The sequence below is a fragment of the Ruegeria sp. HKCCD8929 genome (genome assembly GCF_013031405.1).
Lineage (GTDB): Bacteria > Pseudomonadota > Alphaproteobacteria > Rhodobacterales > Rhodobacteraceae > Ruegeria.
Genome location: NZ_WPZY01000008.1, coordinates 129973 through 152486 on the forward strand (window position 1 = coordinate 129973; position 22514 = coordinate 152486).

Here is a 22514-nt window from a genome sequence, read left to right on the forward strand (position 1 = left end):
CACGAGCCGAAATAAGCATCAACTCCTCTCTTGGTTTCCCAGCTCAGCCGCTGCATATAGAGGCCAAGTCCGAACCGGAGAATATGAGCCATGGAAATTCTAAGCGGCGCAGATGGCGCCTCAGCCCCCGACCTGATTAAGGACACGACCGAGGCCACGTTCATGACTGACGTGATCGAGGCCAGCCAGCAGGTTCCGGTGATCGTGGATTTCTGGGCGCCGTGGTGCGGCCCCTGCAAGACGCTTGGCCCGCAGCTGGAAGAGGCCGTGACCGCCGCCAAGGGCGCGGTGAAGATGGTCAAGGTCAATGTTGACGAAAATCAGATGATCGCGGGCCAGATGCGAGTGCAGTCGATCCCGACGGTTTATGCCTTCTACAAGGGCCAACCGGTCGATGGGTTCCAGGGTGCGGTGTCCGGATCCGAGATCAAGGCCTTTGTCGACCGCGCGATCGCTGCAGGCGGTGGAGAGGCGCCCGGGGACCAGTTGGCCGATGCCGTGGCCGCCGCCGAAGAGATGCTGGAGCAGGGCGCTGCGGTCGATGCGGCCCAGACCTTTGCCGCCATTCTGGGCGAAGATCCAAAGCACGCCGCCGCCTATGGCGGTCTAGTGCGCGCCCACATCGCCACAGGCGATCTCGATCAGGCCGAAGCGGTTCTGAACGGCGCCCCGGCCGAGATTTCGGCCTCGCCCGAACTGGAAGCGGCCCATGCGCAGCTTGAGCTAGCCCGCCAGGCCGCCGATGCCGGCCCTGTGGCCGATCTGACCGCCGCGGTCGAGGCCAACCCGGACGACCATCAGGCCCGGTTCGATCTGGCGCAGGCGCTGCATGCCAATGGCGATGTCGAAGAGGCTGTCGCGCAACTGCTGGAACTGTTCCGCCGTGACCGCGAGTGGAACGACGCGGCCGCCAAGACGCAGCTTTTCACCATCTTCGATGCGCTCAAGCCGAACGATCCGGTGGTGCTGAACGGCCGACGCAAGCTCAGCTCGATGATATTTGCCTAAATCCGGATCAGGGCTACACTCGGGTACATGATGCACCCCGCCGATCTGCCGGATACGATCTCGGTCTTCCCGTTGCCCGGGGCGCTGTTGCTGCCCCGGTCGCGCCTGCCGCTGCACATCTTCGAGCCGCGCTACCTGCAGATGCTGGACGATGCGCTGAAAACGCCGCAGCGGCTGATCGGAATGGTGCAGCCCAACCCGTGCCAGAGCAGCGACGACAAGCTGCACATGATCGGCTGCGCCGGGCGCGTCACCCAATTTTCCGAAACCGAGGATGGGCGCTATCTGATTACGCTCAGCGGTATTTCCCGGTTCCGGGTCCGGTCCGAGGTTGAGGGGTTCACCCCCTACCGGCGTTGCGAAGTGTGTTGGAACGGGTTCGAACGCGATCTGGGACGCGCCGAGGCCGATCAGGAGTTTGACCGGATGCGGTTCCTGCGCCTGCTCGAGCGGTTCTTCAGCGCCAAACAGCTTTCGACCGATTGGGAGACGCTGAAGGATGCCGACGACGAATTGCTGGTCAATTCGCTGTCGATGCTGCTGGATTTCGACCCCGAGGACAAACAGGCCCTGCTTGAGGCGCCTTGCCTGGCCACCCGGCGCGAGACGCTGGTTACGTTGATCGAGTTCGCCCTGCGCGGTGGCTCAAACGAGGAAACCCTGCAATGACCGAAACCCAACCCGATTTCGATCGCCGCATGCTCGAAGCGCTGGTCTGTCCGCAGACCCACGCCACGCTGGAATATGATGCCGAGCGGCAGGAGCTGGTGTCCCGGGGGGCGGGCCTCGCTTTTCCCATCCGTAACGGTATCCCGGTGATGCTGGTGGATGAGGCGCGCACGCTGGACTGAGCGAGCACGCCCGGAAGGGCGGATGAGCGGCTCAGATAGCGCGCCCCTGCAGCAGTTTCGGCAGGTCTCCAGTCAGCCCGGCAGCCTCGCGTACGAAACCACGGCGCAGGCCGGGTAGCGATCCGACAATACCCATGCCAATGTCGCGGCCCATCCGAAGGATCGGATTGTCGTTCGAAAACAGCCTGTTGAACACATCTGTCGCCATCGCCAGTGTTGCAGTGTCGAACCGGCGCCACTCCTGATAACGCTCCAGAACCAGGGTCGCGCCGATATCCTCACCCCGCCGTCTGGCCAGCGTCAGCACCTCGGCCAGCGCACCTACGTCCCGCAGACCGGCGTTCAAGCCCTGCCCGGCGATGGGGTGCATCCCGTGGGCCGCATCCCCCACCAGTGCCATTCGCTCACTGATGAAGGAATTCGCGATGGTCAGGTTCAGCGGGTAGGTGAACCGGTCGCCCTGCAGCCGGATCTCGCCCAGAAAGTCACCAAAGCGGGGGCGCAGAACCTGCAGATAATCGGCTTCGGACATAGCGTTAATGCGCTGCGCCATTTCGGTGCGTTCGCTCCAGACAATGGAACTGCGGTTGCCGGTCAGCGGCAGGATCGCCAGCGGCCCCGGCGGCATGAAGAACTGATGCGCCACCCCGTGATGCGGCAGATCGTGTTCGATGGCGCAGACCAGCGCGGTCTGGCCGTAATCCCAGCCGGTCCGCTTGATCCCGGCGCGCTGGGCGGTGCCGCTACGCCGTCCGTCACACCCGGCCAGCAGACCTCCGCGTAGATCCGAGCCATCGTCCAGCGTCACACTCACGCCGGTGGCGTCGGCCTCTTGCGAGACCACGGTCTTGCCGCTGATCTGGGTGATCCGCTTCTCCTCGGCCATCGCGTCCAGAAAGGCGCGGCGCAGGTGGCGGTCCTCGACCATGTAGCCCATCGGGCCTTCTTCGATTTCCGCATGATCGAAATGCATGAAAAACGGCGAGGGGCCCGCGCCCGCATGGCCGTCGGTCACCTTGATCTCAAGCATCGGCTGGGCATGCTTAGCCACCCGGTCCCAGACTCCGATGGCCGCCAGCAGCCGTTGCGAGGCCAGCGCCAGCGCATAGGCCCGCCCGTCAAAGGCGGCGTTCTTGCGCACCTTCTCCGCTAAGGCGTCGATCACCGTCACCGAATGCCCGGTCTGCGCCAGTGCCAGGGCCAGGGCGGGGCCGTTCAGCCCGCCGCCCACGATCAGGATATCGGATGTGTTGTCCATGACGTGCAATATGCGCGCCCATTCGGGATTGTCCATGTGCAGTCCTGTCGCTACCGTCGCGGGAAACGCGAGGGAGGGTGCGATGCAGGATTGGCTGACGATGACCGCAAGCGATCTGGGCCGGGGGATCGACGCGGGCGAGATCGACGCGGTGGACCTGACCGAATGCTACTTGGACGCCATCGACGCCCACCCCCATCGCGACCGCATTTATGCCCGCGTCACCCACGACCGCGCCCGAGCCGAGGCGAAGGCGGCGCAGGAGCGTGCCAAGCTGGGCCTGCGCCGGTCGCTGCTCGACGGGGTGCCGATCAGCTGGAAAGACCTGTTTGACACTGCCGGGGTGGGAACCGAGGCGGGCTCGGCTTTGCTCAAGGGGCGGGTGCCGGACACCGATGCCGTGGTGCTGCGCAATGCCACCGCGATGGGCGCGGTCTGTCTCGGCAAGACGCATATGAGCGAGTTGGCGTTCTCCGGGCTGGGCCTGAACCCGATCACCGGCACGCCGCCCTGCGTTCATGACGAGGCCGCGGTGCCCGGCGGATCGTCCTCGGGCGCCGGGGCCTCGGTGGCGTGGAACCTCGCTGCTTGCGGGATCGGGTCCGACACAGGCGGATCGGTGCGTATCCCATCGGCGTGGAACGATCTGGTGGGTCTGAAAACCACATCCGGGCGCATCAGCCTTGAAGGCGTCGTACCGCTTTGCCTGAAATTCGACACGGTGGGACCACTGGCGCGCTCGGTCGAGGATGCAGCGCAGATGCTGGCGCTGCTCGAAGGCGGAACGCCTGCCGATCTGCGCGGCATCTCGCTCAAGGGCCGCCGCTTTGCTGCCCTGCAAACCGTCGCGCTGGACGACCTGCGCGATGCGCCCGGCACGGTCTATGAAGGCGCGGTGCAACGGCTCGCCGATGCCGGTGCCGAGATCGTACCCTTGGAAGTGCCCGAGCTTGCGGACGCGATCGAACTGAGCGGTGTGCTTTATACCACCGAGGCTTACGGGCTGTGGCGCGACGTGATCGAGGCCAACCCAGAGGCGATGTTCTCGGAAATCCTCGAACGCTTCCGGGCCGGGCGCAACTATTCGGGGCCGGATTATGTGGCGGCCTGGGCCATGCTGGAAAGCTGCCGAGCGGCCTGGGATGCCGCCACCGCCGGATTCGATGCGGTTCTGGCCCCGACAGCGCCGATCACGCCACCGAATCTGGAGCGCCTGCTGAACGATCACGACTATTTCGTCGCGGAAAACCTGCTAGCCCTGCGCAATACGCGGATCGGCAACCTGATGGGGTTGGCGGCGCTGACCTTGCCCACCGGAACCCCGTCCTGCGGCCTCATGCTGCTCAGCCCGCCTGACACCGAAGAGATGTTGTTGCGCGTTGGTGCGGCGGTCGAAGCGGCGCTGACCTGAATGCCACAATCCCCTGTTTCGACACCGCTTTGTCTGGACGAAGCGGGGTGCGGGCTGTAACTTGATCTCAAACGGGGCGGTAATGATCCCGTAATTGAGGCAGTTGTGATGAATTTCCCCGAGCGGTTCTCGAACCTACCGGCATATGCATTCCCGCGTCTTCGCGTCTTGCTCGACCATCACGAGCCGGGCGGTGAGGTCGTGCATATGACCATTGGCGAGCCGAAACATGCGTTTCCCGGCTGGGTTACGGATGTAATCGTCAAAAATGCCGCCGGGTTTCAGGGCTATCCGAACAACGATGGCTCGGACGAATTGCGCGGCGCCATCACCGATTGGATCGCGCGCCGCTATGGCGTGATGCTGAACCCCGAGACCAACGTCATGGCGCTGAACGGCACGCGTGAGGGGTTGTATAACGCCGCCATGGCGCTGTGTCCTGAGCAGAAGAACGGGCAGAAGCCCATCGTTCTGTGTCCCAACCCGTTTTATCAGGTCTATATGGTGGCCTCGCTTTCCGTCGGAGCCGAGCCGCATTTCGTACCGGCCACCGCCGCGACGGGCCACCTGCCGGACTACGCCGGGCTGCCCGAGGATGCGCTGAACCGCACCGCCGTGGCCTATATCTGCTCACCCGCCAACCCGCAGGGCGCGGTTGCTTCGCGCGACTACTGGGCCGAGCTGATCCGGCTGGCCGAGCAGTACGATTTCCGCGTCTTCGCCGACGAATGCTATTCCGAGATCTACCGCAACGACGCTCCGACCGGCGTGCTGACTGTGGCGCAGGAACTGGGTGCAGACCCCGAGCGGATCACGCTGTTCAATTCACTGTCGAAACGCTCGAATCTGGCGGGCCTGCGTTCGGGTCTGATTGCGGGCGGGCCCGAGACCATCAAGCGGGTCAAGCAACTGCGCGCCTATTCCGGTGCGCCCTTGCCCGCGCCCCTGCAGGCGGCGGCGGCAAAGGTCTGGGCCGATGAGGCGCATGTTCGGGAAAACCGGGCGCTCTATCAGGAGAAATACGCCATCGCCGACGAGATTTTCGCAGGCGTTCAGGGCTATATGCCGCCCGAGGCTGGGTTCTTCTTGTGGCTGCCCGTCGATGACGGAGAGGCGACGGCATTGAAACTCTGGCAGGAAACGGGGGTCCGGGTATTGCCCGGCGCCTATCTTGCCCAAGGTGAACCGGGACAGAACCCGGGTGAAGGATACCTCCGGGCCGCTATGGTGGCCCCAAAAACAGAGTTGCGGCGCGGGCTGATCACGCTGCGCGACTGCATCTATAGGTAAGGTACGAGGGTAGCATGGCATCTTATAACGCGCGCAACCGCGATCCCCTGCTGGACAGCACGACGCAGGCGGCCATCGAAAAGCGGGGCAAGGAACTGATCGGCATCGCGCTGATCCTGCTGGGCCTGGCCGCCGCGGGGATGATCGGGTCCTATACGCCGGACGATCCGAACTGGATGGTCTCGACCGATGCGCCGGTGCAGAACTGGATGGGCCGGATCGGTGCCTCGATCGCCGCGCCCTTGTTCATGATCGTAGGCTGGGGCAGCTGGGGCATCGCGCTGGTGCTGGTCGGCTGGGGCCTGCGTTTTGCCGTCCATGCGGGTGAGGAGCGCGCGGTGGCGCGGCTGATCTTTGCGCCGATCTGGATCGCCGTGGTGTCGATCTATGCTGCCACGCTGGTTCCTGGCGCCGAATGGCGCGCGACGCACAGCTTTGGTTTGGGTGGCCTCTTCGGTGACACCGTGATGGGCGCGCTGCTGACGCTGCTGCCGATCTCGTCGCATTTCATGGTCAAACTGATGTCGCTGATGATGGCCTTGGGGATGCTGGCGCTGGGCGCCTTCGTGCTGGGCTTCACCATGGTGGATGTCAAACGTGGCTTCCGCGCCTTCCTGCTGGGGCTGGTGGTGACCTATGACGCGCTGATGACCATGCTGGGACGTAGCGCCTCGGCCACCGCGCAAGCCGCCCGCCAACGCCGCGCGCAATGGGCCGAGCGCCGGGCCGCCGAACGCGCCATGGGGGCCGAGGCCGCGATGGGGGATGAGTTCGCCTATGCCGACCCGCTGATCGAAGCGCCCGAGTTCGATATGCCCGAGCCTGAGCCCAAAGGCGGCCTGCTGTCCCGCATGCCCGCGCTGATACGCCGACCCGAGCCGATGCCCGAACCGGAATTGATCGAACCCGTGCCGCTCGGCGATATCGACGAAATGCCAGGCGAGGATCGCATCCGCTCCAAGATTTCCGCCGCCGTGCGCTCGCGCAAGTTGGCTGCTGGCGTCGAGGCGCCCGAGCCCGATCCGGACCGTCCGCTGACCAAGGGCCGGGGCCGGGGGCCCGATCCGCTGGTGCTGAGCACGCAGAGTGCCGACCTGCCGCCCGAACCGCCGCTGACCGCCGCGGGCCTGCCGCCGGAACCCCCGGTGACAGCCGGTGAGGTGCCCGTATGGATGCAGCCTGAGCCTGCGGAGTATGCGGCACAGCCCGATGCAGATTTCGATCAGGATTATGATCCCGATCCCAAGGCGGTCTTCGAAGGTGAACCGGCGCCAGTGACCCGCCCGGTGCCCGCCGCGTCGATCCCCGTGGCCGAACCGCGCAAGCCGGTGGTGGCGCAGCCCGTGCGACGCGCGCCGCAACCCTCGCGCCGCGCGCAGGCTGAGGCGCAGCCCGCCCTGTCCTTCGAAGACAACGCAGCCGATTTTGAGCTGCCACCGCTCAGCCTGCTGTCCAACCCGTCAAACATCCAACGCCACCACCTCAGTGACGAGGCGCTGGAAGAAAACGCGCGGATGCTGGAGAACGTGCTGGACGACTACGGCGTAAAGGGTGAGATCGTCAGCGTTCGCCCCGGCCCCGTCGTCACCATGTACGAGTTGGAACCGGCGCCGGGCCTGAAAGCCTCCCGCGTCATCGGCCTGGCCGATGACATCGCGCGCTCGATGTCGGCCCTGTCCGCGCGTGTTTCGACCGTGCCGGGCCGCTCGGTCATCGGCATCGAACTGCCCAATGACAATCGCGAGATGGTGGTGCTGCGCGAAATCCTTGCCAGCCGCGATTTCGGCGATGGCAATCACGCCCTGCCGCTGGCGCTGGGCAAGGATATCGGTGGCGATTCCGTCGTGGCCAACCTCGCCAAGATGCCCCATCTGCTGATTGCGGGTACGACCGGTTCGGGCAAGTCGGTGGCGATTAACACGATGATCTTGTCGCTGCTCTACAAGCTGACGCCGGAAGAGTGCCGCCTGATCATGATCGACCCCAAGATGTTGGAACTCAGCGTCTATGACGGCATCCCGCATCTGCTAAGCCCGGTTGTGACCGACCCGAAAAAGGCAGTCGTGGCCCTGAAATGGGTCGTCGGCGAGATGGAGGACCGCTATCGCAAGATGTCCAAGATGGGCGTGCGCAACATTGCAGGCTACAACGGCCGGGTGAAGGATGCGCTGTCCAAGGGCGAGATGTTCTCGCGCACGGTCCAGACCGGCTTTGACGATGAAACCGGCGAACCGGTGTTCGAGACCGAGGAATTCGAGCCCAAGGCGATGCCCTATATCGTCGTCATCGTCGACGAAATGGCCGACCTGATGATGGTCGCCGGCAAAGAAATCGAGGCCTGCATTCAACGTCTGGCGCAGATGGCGCGGGCCTCGGGCATCCACCTGATCATGGCCACGCAGCGCCCGTCGGTGGATGTCATCACCGGCACGATCAAGGCCAACTTCCCGACCCGGATCTCGTTCCAGGTGACCTCGAAAGTGGACAGCCGCACTATCCTTGGCGAAATGGGTGCCGAACAGCTGCTGGGGCAGGGTGACATGCTCTACATGGCTGGCGGCGCCAAGATCACTCGCTGCCATGGCCCGTTCGTGTCGGATGAAGAGGTCGAAGAGGTCGTGAACCACCTCAAGGCCTTTGGCCCACCGGACTATATCGGAGGTGTCGTTGAAGGCCCGGATGAAGAAAAGGCCGACAATATCGACGCGGTGCTGGGGCTGAACACTGGCGGCAACACCGATGGCGAGGATGCGCTTTATGACACCGCTGTCGCGATTGTGATCAAGGACCGCAAGTGCTCGACCTCTTATATCCAGCGGAAACTGGCCATCGGCTATAACAAGGCCGCGCGGCTGGTTGAGCAGATGGAGGAGGAAGGCGTAGTTTCGCCGGCCAACCACGTTGGCAAGCGCGAGATCCTTGTCCCCGAGCAGTAAGAGTGCTTCAAATCCGGGGCAAAGTGCTTATCTGAGGTCACATGAAAAAGTTTGCCCTTGCTCTCGCCCTGACACTGGCGGCGCCCGCCGCCTGGGCCGCCGACAAGCTGCCCCTGTCCGAGATTTCGAACTATCTGAACGGGCTGAGTACCGTTCAGACCACCTTTACTCAGGTCAATGATGACGGATCGCTGAGCACCGGCAAATTGTGGATGCAGCGGCCCGGTCGGATGCGGTTCGAATACGACCCGCCGGATCGCGGCGTGGTTACGGCGCGCGCCGGGACCGTGATCATCCACGACCCGAAATCGAACCAACCGCCCGAGCAATATCCGCTGAAGCGCACGCCGCTGTCCATTGTCCTGGCAAGAAATGTGAATTTGCGCCAGGCCAACATGGTGGTGGGACACGATTTTGATGGCACCGCGACTGTGGTGACGGCGCAGGACCCCAAGAACCCCGAATATGGCCGCATCGAGATGATGTTCACCGCCGATCCGGTGGAGTTGCGCAAATGGGTGGTCCATGACAGCGCAGGCACCAAGACGACGGTGATCCTGGGGCAGCTTGAAAAAGGCGCACGCCTCAATCCGAGTCTGTTTTCCAGCGGGAAACCATCGTCGGATCGCTAAGGCGCTTTGCGAAAAACTTGACGCACCCGGCATCACCTAAGGCGCCCAAAATCTCCGATTTCAGGCAGCCTTGGGTGATTCAGGTATTTCGCGAAGTGCTATAGGACGTGTGAGTCAGCCGCCGATCAAATACGGCAGCTGGCCAGTTGTTGCTGATAGAGTTTGGCACGCGCATCCACGTCATTGGCTACCCGTAGCAGCCACGACTTGCTGTTATAGGTGCCCCGGGCATAACCGGTGTGACCTTCGTGATAGGCCAGGTACTGGTTGCGGGTATCCGATGGATGGATGCCGTTCCGCTCGTAGCTTTTATTCATGTACCAACCCATGAAATCCGAAGCGTCCCGGATACGGTCCCGCTTGGCCCGGCGCTTGCCGGTCTCGCGCTGGTATTGCTCCCACGTGCCATCAAGCGCTTGGCTGAACCCATAGGCGCTGCTCTGCCGACCCATCGGGATCACGCCCAGCACGTATTTATGCGGCGTGCGGGCATTCGCGCGATAACGGCTTTCCTGATAGATGGTCGCCATCTGGACATGCACCGGCACGCCCCATTTCCGCTCGGTGCTCCGGAACGCCTTGATATAATCCGGACGTTCCCGGGCAATGCTGCACGCATTGTCCAGATTACGCGGCGGCGCCTTGGACCCGCCACTGCAGGTCGCGAGAACAAGCACTGCAAACAGTGCGCAAAGAGATCTGCTCATGTGCCTCTTGCCTTTTTTGTGCAAGTTTAGCGCATTTTGCGGACTGAGGGAATCACAAACGCTACAGCACCAGCGCCAATACCAGCGGCAACGCGCCCACTGCCAGCAATGTCGAAACCATGACCATTCCGGCCACGGCATCCGAATCCGCCCCGAACCGCTCGGCCAACAGATACGAGGTGACGGCCACCGGCGTGCACATCTGCACCACCAGAACACCAAACGCCACCTTGTCCAGGTCAAAGGCCAGGGCGATACCCCAGCCCAACCCGAAACAAATGGCGAGCTTTATCGCCGACAGCCAGATCGCCTGACCCAGCTTGCCCGTGGTCAGCCGCGCCACGGCGACACCCAGAGTGATCAGCATCATCGGCACTGCCATCTGGCCAATCAACTCCAGCGTGTTGGTCAGAAACACCGGCGTCTGCCAACCACGCCACAAAAACAGGGCCCCCAGAATGGTGGCCCAAACCATCGGCTCGCGCACCACCTTGCCCAGTGAACCGCGCCCGGCCACCAGATAGATGCCGTAGGAAAACGACCAGAGCGCGGTGACCGACAGAAAGATCACCGCATATCCCAGCCCCGCCTGCCCAAAGGCAAAGATGCACAGCGGCAGGCCCAGATTGCCGGTATTGCCAAAGATCAGCGGCGGCAGATAGGTGCGCCGGTTCAGGCCGGTGGTGCGAACAAAGACCCAGAACACCACGGTCAGCGCCAGATTCGCGCCGATCACAGCCAGCGAAAACCGGGTCAGATCGCCCCCCGCGATCTCGGTCTGCATGAGGGCCACAAAGATCAGACAAGGGACTGCCAAAGTCGTCGCCAGACGGGTCACGAACTGGATACGGTATTCAAATCCCATCTTGACCCAGCCAAAGCCCAAGGCTGCAAGCAGGAACACCGGTGCCACAATCTCGAGCACTGTAAGGGCGAGGTTCACAGACTGTTTCCCCAGAATTCAGATCAATTGTTGGACATTTGCTGTAGCATGGGGTTAGTAACAGCCGCGGGGGCTGAAATCATGTTGAAGACGCGAGCCAAGTATCATCTGGGCCAGGTGGTCCGTCATAAGAAACATCCCTTCCGGGGGGTGGTTTTTGACGTGGATCCAGAGTTTTCCAACACCGAAGAATGGTATGAGGCGATTCCCGAGGACAGCCGCCCCATCAAGGAACAGCCGTTCTACCACCTGCTGGCCGAGAACGATCAGACTTATTATGTGGCCTATGTGTCCGAACAGAACCTGATCGCCGACAGTTCGGGCGAACCGGTGGACCATCCCGACATCCCCGACATGTTCGGACCGTTCCAAGATGGCTCTTACCCCTTGCATTTCAACCTGAATTGACCGGCACACCGGCCTAGTACCCGAGCGCACAGCCGTCCTTGCGTGGATCGCTGGCGCCTTCAAGCACGCCGTCCTCGCGGATGTGGATCGCCTGCGCGCCACCGATGGCGGTGTCCGGTGTCTCGATCCGATGACCCAGATCCGAAAGCTGCTGGCGGACAGTGTCAGAATAGCCGCGCTCAAGTTTCAGCACGCCGCCATCGGCAAAGGCACGCGGGGCGTCGATGGTGGCCTGCAGGCCCATCCCGAAATCGTTCAGATTCGAGACAAACCGCGCGTGTCCGTTGGGCTGATAGGCCCCGCCCATCACGCCGAACGGCATCGTGATGCGCCCATTTTCGCGCAACATCCCCGGGATGATCGTGTGCATCGGCCGCTTTCCGCCGCTCAATTCGTTCGGATGCCCCGGTTCCAGCGTGAACCCGGCGCCGCGATTTTGCAGCAGGATGCCGAATTTTTCGGACGCGATGCCCGAGCCGAAGCTGTGGAAGATCGAATAGATCAGCGACACCGCCATTCGGTCGCGGTCGACCACGGTGATATAGACCGTGTCTTTGTGCACCGCCTCGGTCAGCGGTGCAGCGGCAGGCATGGCGCGAGCCGGGTCGATCAGCGCCGCCAGTCGCGCCGCCGTTTCCGGCGCCAGCATATGCTCCAAGCGGGTGGTATGATCCGGATCGGCGATCAGGCGATTGCGCGCGTCATAGGCCAGCTTGGCAGCCTCGGCCTCGATGTGAACTCGTTCAGAGCCCAGCGGGTCCATCCCGGCGATGTCGAAATGACTCAGGATATTGAGCATTAGGATCGCTGTGGCGCCCTGACCGTTGGGCGGATGCTCGACCAACTCGGTGCCCTTGTAGATGCCGCTGATTGGTTCGGCCTCCGTGCAGCGCGTGGCGGCGAAATCCTCGGCTGTATGCACCCCACCCAGCGCTGTGAGCGCGGCAAGCATGTCCTCGGCAATTTCACCGGTATAGAAGGCGTCGCGGCCCTGCTGTGCGATCCGGCGCAGAACCTCGGCCTGTTTGGGGGTGCGAAAGACCTGACCGATATTCGGCACATGGCCATCGACCAGATAATGATCCCGCGCAGTCTCCTGCAGTGTAGGCGCCCCGAGTACCCAGTCGCTGGCGACACGCGGGGCAACGGGGACCCCGGTTTCGGCATAGCGAATGGCGGGTTGCAGCAGCGCGTCGAGGCCCAGTCGCCCTTCGGACTCGGACAAATGGCAAAAGGCATCTACCGCCCCCGGCACGGTCACCGCATGGGCGCTGCCTAAAGGTACGTCTGCCAGCCCGCATTCCCGCAATGGTTGGGCCGTAGCTGCCGCAGAGGCGCGGCCCGAGCCGTTTAGAGCGCGCACCGCTGTCTTGCCGGGGCAGTTGTACAGCACAAAACAATCGCCGCCGATACCGGTCATCTGCGGCTCGCAGATCCCGAGCAGCACTGCCCCGGCAATCGCCCCGTCCACGGCGTTGCCGCCAGCCTTGAGAATATCCAGCGCCGCCTGAGCTGCCAGCGGATGGGACGTTGCGCACATCCCTTCGGTCGCCAGAACCTCGGACCGGCCCGGCATGTGAAAATCGCGCATGTGCCAGTTCCCCCAATCAAACGAGCGGAGGTTAGGTCCTAAACCGCGGATGTCCAATAACAATGTCTGGGGGAGGGTAGCCTCGGCGCCGATCACTGGGTGGGGGCTGTGACGCTTGGCGCCGAGGGAAGCTTTGGTGAGCTACAAGTCAATGTATGAAATCGGTTTGCGGCGGCACAATGGTGCGATTTGGGCCTTATTGTGGCTCGCCTCTAACCATTGGACGAGCTCAGCAGATCAAACCTCAGAAACAGGTGATTAAAGCCCTTGCGCCGTTCGTACCGGATGTCGCTGGCCAGTTGGCGGATCAGAAACCAGCCGAACCCGCCCTCGGGCAAATCCTGCAACTCGGTCTCAACGCTTGCGGGAATACCCTCCGGCGGTTGCCTATCCGGTAACGGCAGGCCCGTGTCCGAGATTCGAATCTCCAGCCAATTTGCCCGCAAGGCGCAATTCACCTGAACCTGTGCGGCTTCGACACCGACATAGGCATGTTCAACCACATTGTTGATTGCTTCAGCCAGGGCGATCCGTACATCGCCGGCATGGGCTTCGGGCAGCCCCTGTTCGCTAAGCTGCTCCGCAAGCGCTGCGATCCCCGCGCTTGCCTCGACCTCGGTCGCCGGGAAGGATAATTCAAATCCGTTCTGGTCCACGCCGCTCAACTCCCGGGCGCTTCAACCGGCGTCTTCGGTCAGGGCGTCATCAAGGGATGGGAACAGGTTGAACACCGTGTCCATGCGGGTCAGGCGAAACACCTTCTCCACCACCGGCGTCAGCCCGGCCAGATCCAGCCTGCGCGCCCCGCCAAGCTGCTTCATCGACGCAACAATCGCCCCCAGGCCGCTGGAATCGATGAAACTGACCCCCGACAGATCCAGAATCACCCGCTCCGGCCCACCGTCGGTTTCGCTGCGCATATCCTCCTTAAACTGAATGGCCATCGCCGCGTCGATCCGGTCGGCATTGACCGTGATGATCTGCGCATCGCCGGTCACGGTACTGGTCAGGCTCATATCCGGGGTCCTCCAAATTGCACGAGTTCCGTAGAAATACGCTAGACGGCAATTCTTACCATTCGGTATTCATCTTCCCGAGATCAGGAGGATTTGCGAATGAAAGAGGTTGTGATCGCAGGCGCGGCACGCACCCCGATGGGTGGGTTTCAGGGCATGTTCGATGGCGTTGGGGCTGCGGAACTGGGCGGAGCCGCCATCCGTGCCGCACTTGCCGGGGCAGGGACAAAGACAGTGGACGAGGTTTTGATGGGCTGCGTTTTGCCCGCCGGGCAAGGCCAGGCCCCCGCGCGGCAGGCGGGGTTTGCTGCCGGTCTGGGCGAAGGGGTGCCCGCAACCACGCTCAACAAGATGTGCGGCTCGGGCATGAAGGCGGCGATGATGGCCTTCGACCAGATCGCGCTGGGCCATGCGGACACTATGATCGCAGGCGGGATGGAGAGCATGACGAACGCCCCGTACCTCTTGCCCAAGATGCGCGGCGGTGCCCGGATCGGCCATGGTCAGGTGATCGACCACATGTTCCTCGACGGGCTCGAAGACGCCTATGACAAGGGCCGCCTGATGGGCACTTTCGCCGAGGACTGCGCCGAATCCTACCAGTTCACCCGCGAAGAGCAGGATGAATACGCACTGCAATCCCTCTCCAACGCGCTGGCGGCTCAGGAAAACGGCGCGTTCGATGGCGAAATCACCCCGGTCACCGTCAAGACCCGCAAGGGCGACCTCTCTCACGAAGCCGACGAGCAACCCAAATCCGCCCGCCCCGACAAGATCCCTACCCTGAAACCGGCCTTCCGCAAGGACGGCACAGTGACGGCGGCCAACTCCTCCTCGATCTCCGATGGTGCCGCCGCATTGGTGCTGGCCTCCGCCGAGGCTGCCGACGCGCGGGGTCTCACCGTCCGCGCCCGCATCATGGGCCATGCCAGTCACGCGCAGGCGCCCGGCCTTTTCACAACCGCTCCGGTCCCGGCGGCGCAGAAACTGCTCGACCGCATCGGTTGGAGCAAGGATGACGTGGACCTGTGGGAGGTCAACGAGGCCTTCGCCGTCGTTCCCATGGCCTTCATGCGCGAAATGGGCCTTCCCCGCGACAAGGTGAACGTCAACGGTGGCGCCTGTGCGCTGGGCCACCCCATCGGCGCCTCGGGTGCCCGCATCATGGTCACCCTGCTCAACGCAATGGAAAAGCGTGGCCTCAAACGCGGTGTCGCTGCCATCTGTATCGGTGGCGGCGAAGGCACGGCCATCGCGATCGAACGCCCATGACTTCTTCTGTTCGAAAATATCCTCGGGGGTGAATTGACCCTTGGGTCAAGAGGGGGCAGACAGCCCCCTCAGCCGACCTCGACCAAAGGCACCGACATGACCGCCGACTACGACACGCTCGCCAAGACCATCGCCGCGCTGACCGAAGGCGAAACCGATGAGATCGCCCTGATGGCCACGGTTGCCTGCGAGGTGCACCATTCCGACGACCGGTTCGACTGGACCGGCTTCTACCGCGTCACCGAACCGGGCCTGCTCAAGATCGGACCCTATCAGGGCGGCCATGGCTGTCTGATGATCCCGTTCGACCGGGGCGTCTGCGGCGCTGCCGCCCGCACGGGCGAAGTGCAACTGGTGCCGGATGTCGATGCCTTCCCCGGCCACATCGCCTGCGCCTCGTCCACCCGGTCCGAGCTCGTCTTACCTGTTCGAAACGCGAGCGGAGATATCATCGCGGTATTCGACATCGACAGCGATCAGGCGGATGCGTTCAGCCAGACGGACGCCCAGGTGCTGACCGCGATTTTGTCGCAGACCTTCGCAGGATAGCGAGCCGTTACAGGGTCGGCCTGCAACAGGGCCCGTCGGACAGACAGGCCCCGGCCAAGGGGCCTAGCGGTGCAGCTACAGCAGCCCTTCCGTACGCAGGAGTTCCAGCATGTTTGCCTCGGGCCGTGGACCTATATGACTGATCACCTCACGGGCGCAGACGCAGCCGATGCGGGCACAGGTCTCCAGATCGCGGCCCGTTGCCATCCCGAACAGGAACCCGGCGGCGAACTGATCGCCCGCGCCGGTCGCGTCCACCGGCACAACCTTTTCCACCGGTACGTCGATCCGCTTTCCTTCGCTCAGCACAGTCACACCATCGCCGGAACGGGTGCAGATGACCAGCGGGCAGATGGCCGAGGTTTTGGTCAATGCTTCTTCCAGATCGTCGGTTTCATAGAGCGATCGGATTTCGGCTTCGTTGCCGATCACAAAATCCAGATCGTTCTCGATCAGCGACAGAAAATCCGCCCGATGCCGCTCAACGCAGAACGGGTCCGAGATCGCGATACCGGTTTTACCGCCGCCTTCGTGGCAATCACGCGCCGCTTCCATGAAAGCGGTCTTGCCCTTGTCCTTGTCGAACAGATAGCCCTCGAGGAACATGATCTGACTGTTCCCCGCCACATCCTTGGAGACGTCTTTCGACGATAGCTCCGACGAGATCCCCAGATAGGTGTTCATCGACCGCTCGCCATCGGGCGAGACGAAGATCATCGACCGGGATGTGGGCAACTCGCCACCGGCGACCGGCGGGTTCACGAAATCCACCCCATCCTCGTTCATCGCATCCGCGTAGAACCGCCCCAAAGCGTCGTCATGGACCCGGCCAATGAACGCGGAATCCAGCCCTAGCGCGCCTGCACCCGCAATGGTGTTAGCCACAGAACCGCCCGGTGTCTGCACCCGGCTGTCCATCGCGGCATAGAGCACTTCGCCCCGCTCGCGCTCGATCAGTTGCATGATCCCTTTCTCGATCCCCATGAGGTCGAGAAAGCTGTCGTCGCTCTGCGAGATGACGTCCACGACGGCATTGCCGATGCCGACGAGCTGGTAGGTTTTCATAGATTCTTGTCCTCGAATTGGCACAGGTCGCGGATGAGGCAGGTGCCGCACATCGGCTTGCGTGCTTTGCAGTGATAACGGCCATGCAGGATCAGCCAGTGATGGGCGTGAAGCTGAAAATCGGCCGGGATGTTGTCCTCTATGGCGCGTTCGACGGCATCCACGTCCTTGCCGGGGCAGATGCCGGTGCGGTTGCCGACGCGGAAAATGTGGGTGTCCACCGCCTGCGCCGGGTGCCGCCACCACATGTTCAGAACTACATTGGCGGTCTTGCGCCCCACGCCGGGCAACGATTGCAGCGCCGCGCGCGAATTGGGGACCTCGCCGCCGTACTCCTCGACCAGAATACGCGACAGTTTCATCACGTTCTTGGCTTTGTTGCGATAAAGCCCGATGGTTTTGATATGCTCGATCAGCTTGTCCTCGCCCAGATCGAGCATCTTTTGCGGCGTGTCGGCAATCTTGAACAGCGCCCGGGTGGCCTTGTTTACGCCCGCATCCGTCGCCTGCGCACTCAGTGCCACGGCGACGACCAGCGTGTAGACGTTGACATGCTCAAGCTCGCCTTTCGGCTCGGGCTCGGCTGCCTGAAACCGCGTGAAAATCTCGCGGATCGTATGATAATCGAGTTGCTTTGCCATCCGGGCCTTAATGCCGTGCGGCGAAACGAGCCGCAATTGAAAATAGGCGCAGGGGCCCTACGAATCCTGGGAGATGTGCCGTTTTGCGACAGCAACGGCGGCAAATTCCGCCGGAGTTTCATCCCCGCCCGGACAGAAGCTAGCCACAAACGGCCCGTCCGGTACATCCGGGAAATGCGCCACCAGATTGGCGGAGAACGGGCCACAACCCGCGTGCCCGAGAATGCGCCCGACAGGATCGGCCTCGCCAATCATCAAACCCAGCCCATAGCCCGTTTTGCGCCAGACCCGACTGGGAATGGCCGGGCCGTTCATCGCATGGGCCTGCATCTGCGCCTTGCTGGCCTCTGAAAGCACATCGCCATGCAGCAGCGCTTGCAGCAAATGCAGCGCATCCAGCGCAGTTCCCATCAGGCAGCCGTGATAAACCCAGCCGGGGTGGTAGCCTTTCGCGTCCCAGAGCAGCCGGTCGAAATCCGCTCGCGTCTCAGCCAGCTTTGCCGACAGGCCCAGAGGAGCGCAAACCTGCGTTTCGATGATGTCTCGCAGCGGCATATCATGCAGCCGCTCCAGAAATTGGCGCAGCAGCAGATACCCAAGGTTGGAATACATCCAGCCCTCGCCCGGAGGATAAGCCAGCTCCCGATAGCGAGTTTCGCTCAATACCTGCTCTACCGGCCACGGGTCCTCACCCGCTGCCACAGCCGCGCCATAAGACGGAAGCGGGCCGTAGTCCCGCAGCCCGGTGCGGTGCTGCATCAGTTGGCGCAGCGTGAAGGGGTGATCGTCGTAAGGAGCGTCCAGATCGCACAGGCCGCGTTCACTGGCTTTCAGCACAAGCGCGGCGATCACCGGTTTGGTGAAACTCCACCAGGGAAACAGGGCTGGCCCGCCTTCATCCAGCAGAACAGCCCCTGTCCGGTCTATGGCCGCCGAAATCACCCTGTCACCTCTATGCATGTTCGTTGATTGGCGGCAGGATAGGTCAGGGTGATCCGGGAAGAAATGCGGTTGCGCAAGTTCCGGGTCGCGTGCCCGGTGGGGCAGGGGGTAGACTGACCTCAAATCGCAAAGAGGTGTGTCATGAATATTCGAACCGGTGAGGAAGGCTATCACTATGGCGTCATGCGCCGGGCGATCGAGCTGATCGATCAAAACGACAAGACGCTATCGCTCGAGGAACTCGCGGCGCAGATGAATATGAGCCCCGCGCATTTCCAGCGCCTGTTTTCGCGCTGGGCCGGGGTTTCGCCCAAGAAATTCCAGCAATATCTGACGCTGGGCCATGCCAAGGCACTGCTTGCAGATCGTTTTACGACGCTTGAGGCGGCGCACAGCGTCGGACTATCCGGGACTGGCCGCCTGCACGACCTTTTTGTCCGATGGGAAGCGATGAGCCCCGGCGAATACGCCCGCAAGGGCGAGGGGCTGCGCATCTATTGGCGGTGGTTCGAAAGCCCCTTTGGCCCGGCCATAGTGATGGGCACCGACAAGGGCATCTGCGGTGTCGGCTTTGCCGCCGAAACAGGCGAGAAAGCGGCGATGGAGGATCTGTTTTCGCGCTGGCCCAAGGCAGAGTTTGTCGAGGATCCGATGCGACTGCGCCCCTGGGCTCTCAGCGCCTTCGGCAGTGCCAGCGACCGGCTGGAACCGACCCCGCTCTACCTCATCGGGGCGCCCCTGCAGATCAAGGTGTGGGAGGCGCTGCTTCACATCCCTTCGGGCCATGTCACCACCTATTCCGAAATCGCGCAGACCATCGGCAATCCACAGGCGGTGCGCGCAGTGGGCACCGCTGTCGGGCGCAATCCGATCAGTTGGCTGATCCCCTGCCACCGCGCCCTGCGCAAGTCCGGCGGTCTGGGCGGTTACCACTGGGGCCTGCCCGTCAAACGCGCCATGCTGGCCTATGAGGCAGCGCGGGCCGAGGCCTAGGCCACACTCCGCCGCCAGAACGGAGCCAGCAAGAACTTCCGTCTGCGTCTGACCGGCTGGGGTGCGCGCTGAGCCGCCAGTTCACGTTCGATCTCGTATGCGCGCAGAGAGTGATCCTGGGACCAACGGTCCAATTTCAGGGTCATGAGGACATGGTTGTCGTAGAAGGTCATCTTTTGCTTCCCTCCAGTTTTTCGGCTCAGTCTCATAATGGCCAAGCCCTCCTGACATCCCGTTGTCAGTGGGGTGTGCTAGGCTGTCAGCAGCTTGACGGAGACATCCATGCGTCGTTTGACCCGCCTGTTCGAAATCATCCAGATTCTGCGCGCCGCTGATGGTCCGGTCACGGCTGAGGTGCTGGCCGAACAGCTTGAGGTTTCGGTGCGCACGATCTACCGCGACATCGCGGCCCTGCAAGCCATGCGCACGCCCATCGAAGGTGAGGCCGGGCTGGGTTATGTCATGCGTCGCGGCTACGACCTGCCGCCGCTCAATTTCGATGCCGAAGAGGTCGAGGCACTGCGCGTCGGCCTGTCGATGCTGGCCCGAACCGGGGACAGCGCGTTGCAGCAGGCGGCCCAGCGGATTTGCCACAAGATCGAGGCGCTGCATGACCCCGCGGACTGGTTGCAGGTCGCGCCATGGGGGGCGCCTGCTGACGACCCGATGCGGGGCTGCGTCTCGGTTTCGCTGCTGCGCGGGGCGATCCGGGAGGAGCGCAAGCTGCGGCTGACCTATCGGGACGGCGACGATAATGAGACAGACCGCGTGGTGCGCCCCGTGGCGCTCATCTATCACCTGGAATGCACCATGCTGGCGGGTTGGTGCGAATTACGGCAGGCGTTCCGGAATTTCCGGGTTGATCGGATCTGGAGCTGTGAACCGCTTGAGATGCGTTTTACCGGGCAGGGCAATACCTTGCGCGAAATCTGGCAGGAGCAGGACCGGTGGGAGGAATGGGGCCCCACGGTTCAGTAGGCTGAGTTTTGGGCGGGGAATTGCCGATATCACCGCATTGTTGCTTGAGCCCGCTCTGATCCGCCGTGTTATACAGGACAGGAATGAAACAAACCCGAACCAACCGGGTCCCTGAGCAGAAGGTGAATCCATGACGATTTCGAAATTTGCGCTGGCAAGTGGTCTGAGCGCTGTACTGGTTCTGAGTGCCTGCACCGATCCGCTGACCCTCAGCACGCAAACCGACCCGAACCAGAACGCAAGGCAGGGCGCCTTACTGGGCGGTCTTGTCGGCGCCGGGGTTGGCGCCATTGCCAACGATTCCGACCCGGGGCTGGGTGCTCTGGCCGGCGCGGCCATCGGTGCCGCAGCGGGCGGCATCGCGGGCAACCAGCTGGACCGGCAGGCCGCCGAGTTGCGCCAGCAGCTGGCCAATGATGGCATCACCATCACCAATACCGGCGATAGGCTGGTGGTCTCGGTGCCCAACGACATAACGTTCGACACCGACAGCTACACGGTTCGCCCGGCGCTGCGGGCCGACCTGCAGAGGGTGGCGCAGAACTTGCTGCGCTATCCTGACTCCAGCGTACAGATCATCGGCCACACCGACAGCGATGGCGATGCCGGGTACAATCAGGGCCTGTCCGAGCGCCGCGCCAACGCGGTGGCCGATATCCTGCAGGCCGGCGGCGTGACCTATGGCCGGATCTCGACCATCGGTCAGGGCGAGAACAACCCGATCGCCTCGAACCTGACACCGGCGGGCAAGGCGCAGAACCGTCGGGTCGAGATCGTGATCATCCCGCGCAGCGCGTGATCGCACCAGAACTGACGAAGAGAAGGGGTCGCACCATGCGGCCTCTTTTTTGGTTGGAAGGATATGCAGAAATCCACACGCCTTGCGCGCGGTCAGGGGTTTGGCTCGGCGCATCCACCCGCTAGGTATGGTCGGAATGATGTATTTCGGAGGCACGAATGTCTGATCACACCCTGCTTGGTCTGTCCGGTTCACTGCGCCGCGAGGCCACCAACCGAAAGCTGCTGCGTGAAGCGGCTCGGCTGTTCGGGCCTTGCACCTATATCGAGGCGGATCTGAACCTGCCGCTTTACGATGGGGATCTTGAAGCGGCGGATGGCATTCCTGCTTCGGCGCAGGCGTTGGCGGATCAGATCGCGGCAGCGGATGCGGTGGTCATCTCGACGCCGGAATACAACAAGGGTCCCTCGGGCGTGCTGAAGAATGCGCTCGACTGGGTCAGTCGCACTGCAGGCAGCCCGTGGGCGAACAAGCCTGTGGCGGTGATGTCGGCAGCAGCAGGCCGCGCCGGAGGCGAGCGGGCACAGATGGTACTGCGCGGTTTCATGGTGCCGTTCCAGCCGTGCATCCTGCAGGGCCCCGAGGTGCATCTGGCCAACAGCTCGAACGCGTTCGACGAGAATGGTCACCTGACCAGTGACCGCTATGCCCAGACATTGCAGACACTGATGGAGAAGCTGCGGGCCGAGATCGGACGTTGATGCACTTCGCGAAAAACCTGACACAACCAGCATCAACCAGCGCGTTGAGATCTTTGATTTCACGCAGCGCTGGGTGATTCAGGAGTTTTACGAAGTGCTGTTGGCGACAGTGGCGATCTCGATCAGATTGCCGTCGGGATCGCGCAGATAGAGTGACAGGATCGGGCCGGTTGCCCCGGTGCGGGGCACTGGTCCTTCCTCTATGGTCACGCCCTTCGCGGCCAGGTGGGCCTGCCAGTCTGACAGCGGGGTGTCGGTCAAAAAACACAGATCCGCCGTTCCCGGCGCGGGGTGCGCGGCCATCGGTGCAAATGGCGCGCTGGCCGGGTGCAGATTGATCTTTTGCGACCCAAAGCTCAGCGCCCAGCGGGTCGAGCCGTCGGTGGGGTGAAACTGGACTGCGCTCATGCCCAGCACGTCGGAATAGAAGGCGACGGTGGCATCAAGGTCGGCAACGGTCAGAACGAGATGGTCGAGGGCCGAGACGGCGGGCATGGCTTGTCCTTTTTGGCAGGTCTACCTA

The 22514-nt window shown here is 62.9% G+C and carries 24 protein-coding genes; 14 read left to right on the top strand and 10 right to left on the bottom strand.

Annotated elements, in window-relative coordinates:
• Nucleotides 1–90 precede the first annotated feature (90 nt).
• From trxA to GOX53_RS14250, 3 genes are read left to right on the top strand one after another with little or no spacing between them, the layout of a single operon-like run.
• Nucleotides 91–1008: a thioredoxin gene (gene trxA, locus GOX53_RS14240; protein ID WP_171177434.1), complete on the top strand. Its 918-nt coding sequence runs from the start codon at nucleotides 91–93 to the stop codon at nucleotides 1006–1008.
• Between the two features lie 27 nt (nucleotides 1009–1035).
• Nucleotides 1036–1677, top strand: a complete 642-nt coding sequence (locus GOX53_RS14245) for an LON peptidase substrate-binding domain-containing protein (RefSeq protein ID WP_171177436.1) — start codon at nucleotides 1036–1038, stop codon at nucleotides 1675–1677.
• Complete coding sequence (locus GOX53_RS14250; protein ID WP_171177438.1) at nucleotides 1674–1859, top strand: Trm112 family protein; 186 nt, start codon at nucleotides 1674–1676, stop codon at nucleotides 1857–1859. Before GOX53_RS14245 ends, GOX53_RS14250 begins: the two co-directional genes overlap by 4 nt.
• Before the next feature lie 31 nt (nucleotides 1860–1890).
• Here GOX53_RS14250 and GOX53_RS14255 read toward each other — a convergent pair whose 3' ends face one another.
• The gene (locus GOX53_RS14255) at nucleotides 1891–3153 is read right to left on the bottom strand and encodes an FAD-dependent monooxygenase (RefSeq protein WP_254446567.1); all 1263 of its coding nucleotides are present in this window, start codon (nucleotides 3151–3153) and stop codon (nucleotides 1891–1893) included.
• A 46-nt stretch (nucleotides 3154–3199) separates the two neighbouring features.
• Here GOX53_RS14255 and GOX53_RS14260 point away from each other — a divergent pair, with 46 nt between their 5' ends.
• From GOX53_RS14260 to GOX53_RS14275, 4 genes are all read left to right on the top strand, one after another.
• Nucleotides 3200–4528, top strand: coding sequence for an amidase (locus GOX53_RS14260; RefSeq protein ID WP_171177442.1), 1329 nt, complete (start codon nucleotides 3200–3202; stop codon nucleotides 4526–4528).
• A gap of 108 nt (nucleotides 4529–4636) precedes the next feature.
• On the top strand, nucleotides 4637–5818 hold the full coding sequence (locus GOX53_RS14265) for an aminotransferase class I/II-fold pyridoxal phosphate-dependent enzyme (protein ID WP_171177444.1): 1182 nt from the start codon (nucleotides 4637–4639) through the stop codon (nucleotides 5816–5818).
• A 14-nt stretch (nucleotides 5819–5832) separates the two neighbouring features.
• Complete coding sequence (locus tag GOX53_RS14270; RefSeq protein WP_171177445.1) at nucleotides 5833–8754, top strand: DNA translocase FtsK; 2922 nt, start codon at nucleotides 5833–5835, stop codon at nucleotides 8752–8754.
• A 41-nt stretch (nucleotides 8755–8795) separates the two neighbouring features.
• Entirely contained in the window at nucleotides 8796–9386 is a 591-nt protein-coding gene (locus GOX53_RS14275; RefSeq protein WP_171177447.1) for an outer membrane lipoprotein carrier protein LolA, read from the top strand.
• A gap of 125 nt (nucleotides 9387–9511) precedes the next feature.
• On the opposite strand, the gene GOX53_RS14280 is transcribed toward GOX53_RS14275, so the two are convergent.
• Complete coding sequence (locus GOX53_RS14280; protein WP_171177449.1) at nucleotides 9512–10093, bottom strand: lytic transglycosylase; 582 nt, start codon at nucleotides 10091–10093, stop codon at nucleotides 9512–9514.
• 61 nt (nucleotides 10094–10154) lie between these two features.
• On the bottom strand, nucleotides 10155–11036 hold the full coding sequence (locus GOX53_RS14285) for an AEC family transporter (RefSeq protein WP_171177451.1): 882 nt from the start codon (nucleotides 11034–11036) through the stop codon (nucleotides 10155–10157).
• Nucleotides 11037–11117: 81 nt separating this feature from the next.
• On the opposite strand from GOX53_RS14285, the gene hspQ reads away from it, so the two are divergent.
• On the top strand, nucleotides 11118–11444 hold the full coding sequence (gene hspQ / locus GOX53_RS14290; protein ID WP_171177453.1) for a heat shock protein HspQ: 327 nt from the start codon (nucleotides 11118–11120) through the stop codon (nucleotides 11442–11444).
• A 13-nt stretch (nucleotides 11445–11457) separates the two neighbouring features.
• On the opposite strand, the gene GOX53_RS14295 is transcribed toward hspQ, so the two are convergent.
• From GOX53_RS14295 to GOX53_RS14305, 3 genes are all read right to left on the bottom strand, one after another.
• A complete protein-coding gene (locus GOX53_RS14295) occupies nucleotides 11458–13035 on the bottom strand; it encodes a gamma-glutamyltransferase family protein (protein WP_171177455.1) in 1578 nt (525 codons plus the stop codon).
• A gap of 212 nt (nucleotides 13036–13247) precedes the next feature.
• Nucleotides 13248–13691: an ATP-binding protein gene (locus GOX53_RS14300; RefSeq protein WP_171177456.1), complete on the bottom strand. Its 444-nt coding sequence runs from the start codon at nucleotides 13689–13691 to the stop codon at nucleotides 13248–13250.
• 21 nt (nucleotides 13692–13712) lie between these two features.
• Nucleotides 13713–14051, bottom strand: a complete 339-nt coding sequence (locus GOX53_RS14305) for an STAS domain-containing protein (protein ID WP_171177458.1) — start codon at nucleotides 14049–14051, stop codon at nucleotides 13713–13715.
• 99 nt (nucleotides 14052–14150) lie between these two features.
• On the opposite strand from GOX53_RS14305, the gene GOX53_RS14310 reads away from it, so the two are divergent.
• Both GOX53_RS14310 and GOX53_RS14315 read left to right on the top strand, forming a co-directional pair.
• Complete coding sequence (locus GOX53_RS14310) at nucleotides 14151–15323, top strand: acetyl-CoA C-acyltransferase (RefSeq protein ID WP_171177460.1); 1173 nt, start codon at nucleotides 14151–14153, stop codon at nucleotides 15321–15323.
• Nucleotides 15324–15419: 96 nt separating this feature from the next.
• Entirely contained in the window at nucleotides 15420–15872 is a 453-nt protein-coding gene (locus GOX53_RS14315) for a GAF domain-containing protein (protein WP_171177462.1), read from the top strand.
• A gap of 75 nt (nucleotides 15873–15947) precedes the next feature.
• Here the strand turns inward: GOX53_RS14315 and GOX53_RS14320 are convergent, their stop codons facing one another.
• The 3 genes from GOX53_RS14320 to GOX53_RS14330 are packed head-to-tail and all read right to left on the bottom strand — an operon-like array spanning nucleotide 15948 to nucleotide 18520.
• A complete protein-coding gene (locus GOX53_RS14320) occupies nucleotides 15948–16937 on the bottom strand; it encodes an adenosine kinase (RefSeq protein ID WP_171177464.1) in 990 nt (329 codons plus the stop codon).
• Nucleotides 16934–17578 carry an endonuclease III gene (nth, locus tag GOX53_RS14325; RefSeq protein WP_171177466.1) on the bottom strand — a complete coding sequence of 215 codons (645 nt, stop codon included), beginning with the start codon at nucleotides 17576–17578 and terminating at the stop codon, nucleotides 16934–16936. The genes GOX53_RS14320 and nth overlap by 4 nt, the downstream gene beginning before the upstream one ends.
• A 57-nt stretch (nucleotides 17579–17635) precedes the next feature.
• Nucleotides 17636–18520, bottom strand: coding sequence for a serine hydrolase domain-containing protein (locus tag GOX53_RS14330; protein WP_171177468.1), 885 nt, complete (start codon nucleotides 18518–18520; stop codon nucleotides 17636–17638).
• A 141-nt stretch (nucleotides 18521–18661) separates the two neighbouring features.
• Between GOX53_RS14330 and GOX53_RS14335 the strand changes: the two genes are divergently transcribed.
• From GOX53_RS14335 to GOX53_RS14350, 4 genes are all read left to right on the top strand, one after another.
• On the top strand, nucleotides 18662–19513 hold the full coding sequence (locus GOX53_RS14335; protein ID WP_171177470.1) for a bifunctional helix-turn-helix domain-containing protein/methylated-DNA--[protein]-cysteine S-methyltransferase: 852 nt from the start codon (nucleotides 18662–18664) through the stop codon (nucleotides 19511–19513).
• Nucleotides 19514–19795: 282 nt separating this feature from the next.
• On the top strand, nucleotides 19796–20491 hold the full coding sequence (locus GOX53_RS14340) for a YafY family protein (protein ID WP_171177472.1): 696 nt from the start codon (nucleotides 19796–19798) through the stop codon (nucleotides 20489–20491).
• 130 nt (nucleotides 20492–20621) lie between these two features.
• Nucleotides 20622–21290 (top strand): OmpA family protein, encoded by a 669-nt coding sequence (locus GOX53_RS14345; RefSeq protein ID WP_171177474.1) that lies wholly within the window; start codon nucleotides 20622–20624, stop codon nucleotides 21288–21290.
• A 158-nt stretch (nucleotides 21291–21448) separates the two neighbouring features.
• Nucleotides 21449–21991: an NADPH-dependent FMN reductase gene (locus tag GOX53_RS14350; RefSeq protein WP_171177476.1), complete on the top strand. Its 543-nt coding sequence runs from the start codon at nucleotides 21449–21451 to the stop codon at nucleotides 21989–21991.
• 87 nt (nucleotides 21992–22078) lie between these two features.
• On the opposite strand, the gene GOX53_RS14355 is transcribed toward GOX53_RS14350, so the two are convergent.
• Nucleotides 22079–22486 carry a VOC family protein gene (locus tag GOX53_RS14355; protein ID WP_171177478.1) on the bottom strand — a complete coding sequence of 136 codons (408 nt, stop codon included), beginning with the start codon at nucleotides 22484–22486 and terminating at the stop codon, nucleotides 22079–22081.
• Nucleotides 22487–22514: the final 28 nt, after the last annotated feature.

What these genes read in the sequence shown, in the direction of transcription:
- GOX53_RS14355 (WP_171177478.1), bottom strand. Translation starts at nt 22,486, where the DNA reads ATGCCCGCCGTCTCGGCCCTCGACCATCTCGTTCTGACCGTTGCCGAC.
- GOX53_RS14320 (WP_171177464.1), bottom strand. Translation starts at nt 16,937, where the DNA reads ATGAAAACCTACCAGCTCGTCGGCATCGGCAATGCCGTCGTGGACGTC.
- hspQ (WP_171177453.1), top strand. Translation starts at nt 11,118, where the DNA reads ATGTTGAAGACGCGAGCCAAGTATCATCTGGGCCAGGTGGTCCGTCAT.
- nth (WP_171177466.1), bottom strand. Translation starts at nt 17,578, where the DNA reads ATGGCAAAGCAACTCGATTATCATACGATCCGCGAGATTTTCACGCGG.
- GOX53_RS14295 (WP_171177455.1), bottom strand. Translation starts at nt 13,035, where the DNA reads ATGCGCGATTTTCACATGCCGGGCCGGTCCGAGGTTCTGGCGACCGAA.
- GOX53_RS14315 (WP_171177462.1), top strand. Translation starts at nt 15,420, where the DNA reads ATGACCGCCGACTACGACACGCTCGCCAAGACCATCGCCGCGCTGACC.
- GOX53_RS14310 (WP_171177460.1), top strand. Translation starts at nt 14,151, where the DNA reads ATGAAAGAGGTTGTGATCGCAGGCGCGGCACGCACCCCGATGGGTGGG.
- GOX53_RS14280 (WP_171177449.1), bottom strand. Translation starts at nt 10,093, where the DNA reads ATGAGCAGATCTCTTTGCGCACTGTTTGCAGTGCTTGTTCTCGCGACC.
- GOX53_RS14335 (WP_171177470.1), top strand. Translation starts at nt 18,662, where the DNA reads ATGAATATTCGAACCGGTGAGGAAGGCTATCACTATGGCGTCATGCGC.
- GOX53_RS14275 (WP_171177447.1), top strand. Translation starts at nt 8,796, where the DNA reads ATGAAAAAGTTTGCCCTTGCTCTCGCCCTGACACTGGCGGCGCCCGCC.
- GOX53_RS14345 (WP_171177474.1), top strand. Translation starts at nt 20,622, where the DNA reads ATGACGATTTCGAAATTTGCGCTGGCAAGTGGTCTGAGCGCTGTACTG.
- GOX53_RS14255 (WP_254446567.1), bottom strand. Translation starts at nt 3,153, where the DNA reads ATGGACAATCCCGAATGGGCGCGCATATTGCACGTCATGGACAACACA.
- GOX53_RS14260 (WP_171177442.1), top strand. Translation starts at nt 3,200, where the DNA reads ATGCAGGATTGGCTGACGATGACCGCAAGCGATCTGGGCCGGGGGATC.
- GOX53_RS14340 (WP_171177472.1), top strand. Translation starts at nt 19,796, where the DNA reads ATGCGTCGTTTGACCCGCCTGTTCGAAATCATCCAGATTCTGCGCGCC.
- GOX53_RS14250 (WP_171177438.1), top strand. Translation starts at nt 1,674, where the DNA reads ATGACCGAAACCCAACCCGATTTCGATCGCCGCATGCTCGAAGCGCTG.
- GOX53_RS14245 (WP_171177436.1), top strand. Translation starts at nt 1,036, where the DNA reads ATGATGCACCCCGCCGATCTGCCGGATACGATCTCGGTCTTCCCGTTG.
- GOX53_RS14350 (WP_171177476.1), top strand. Translation starts at nt 21,449, where the DNA reads ATGTCTGATCACACCCTGCTTGGTCTGTCCGGTTCACTGCGCCGCGAG.
- GOX53_RS14305 (WP_171177458.1), bottom strand. Translation starts at nt 14,051, where the DNA reads ATGAGCCTGACCAGTACCGTGACCGGCGATGCGCAGATCATCACGGTC.
- GOX53_RS14270 (WP_171177445.1), top strand. Translation starts at nt 5,833, where the DNA reads ATGGCATCTTATAACGCGCGCAACCGCGATCCCCTGCTGGACAGCACG.
- trxA (WP_171177434.1), top strand. Translation starts at nt 91, where the DNA reads ATGGAAATTCTAAGCGGCGCAGATGGCGCCTCAGCCCCCGACCTGATT.
- GOX53_RS14265 (WP_171177444.1), top strand. Translation starts at nt 4,637, where the DNA reads ATGAATTTCCCCGAGCGGTTCTCGAACCTACCGGCATATGCATTCCCG.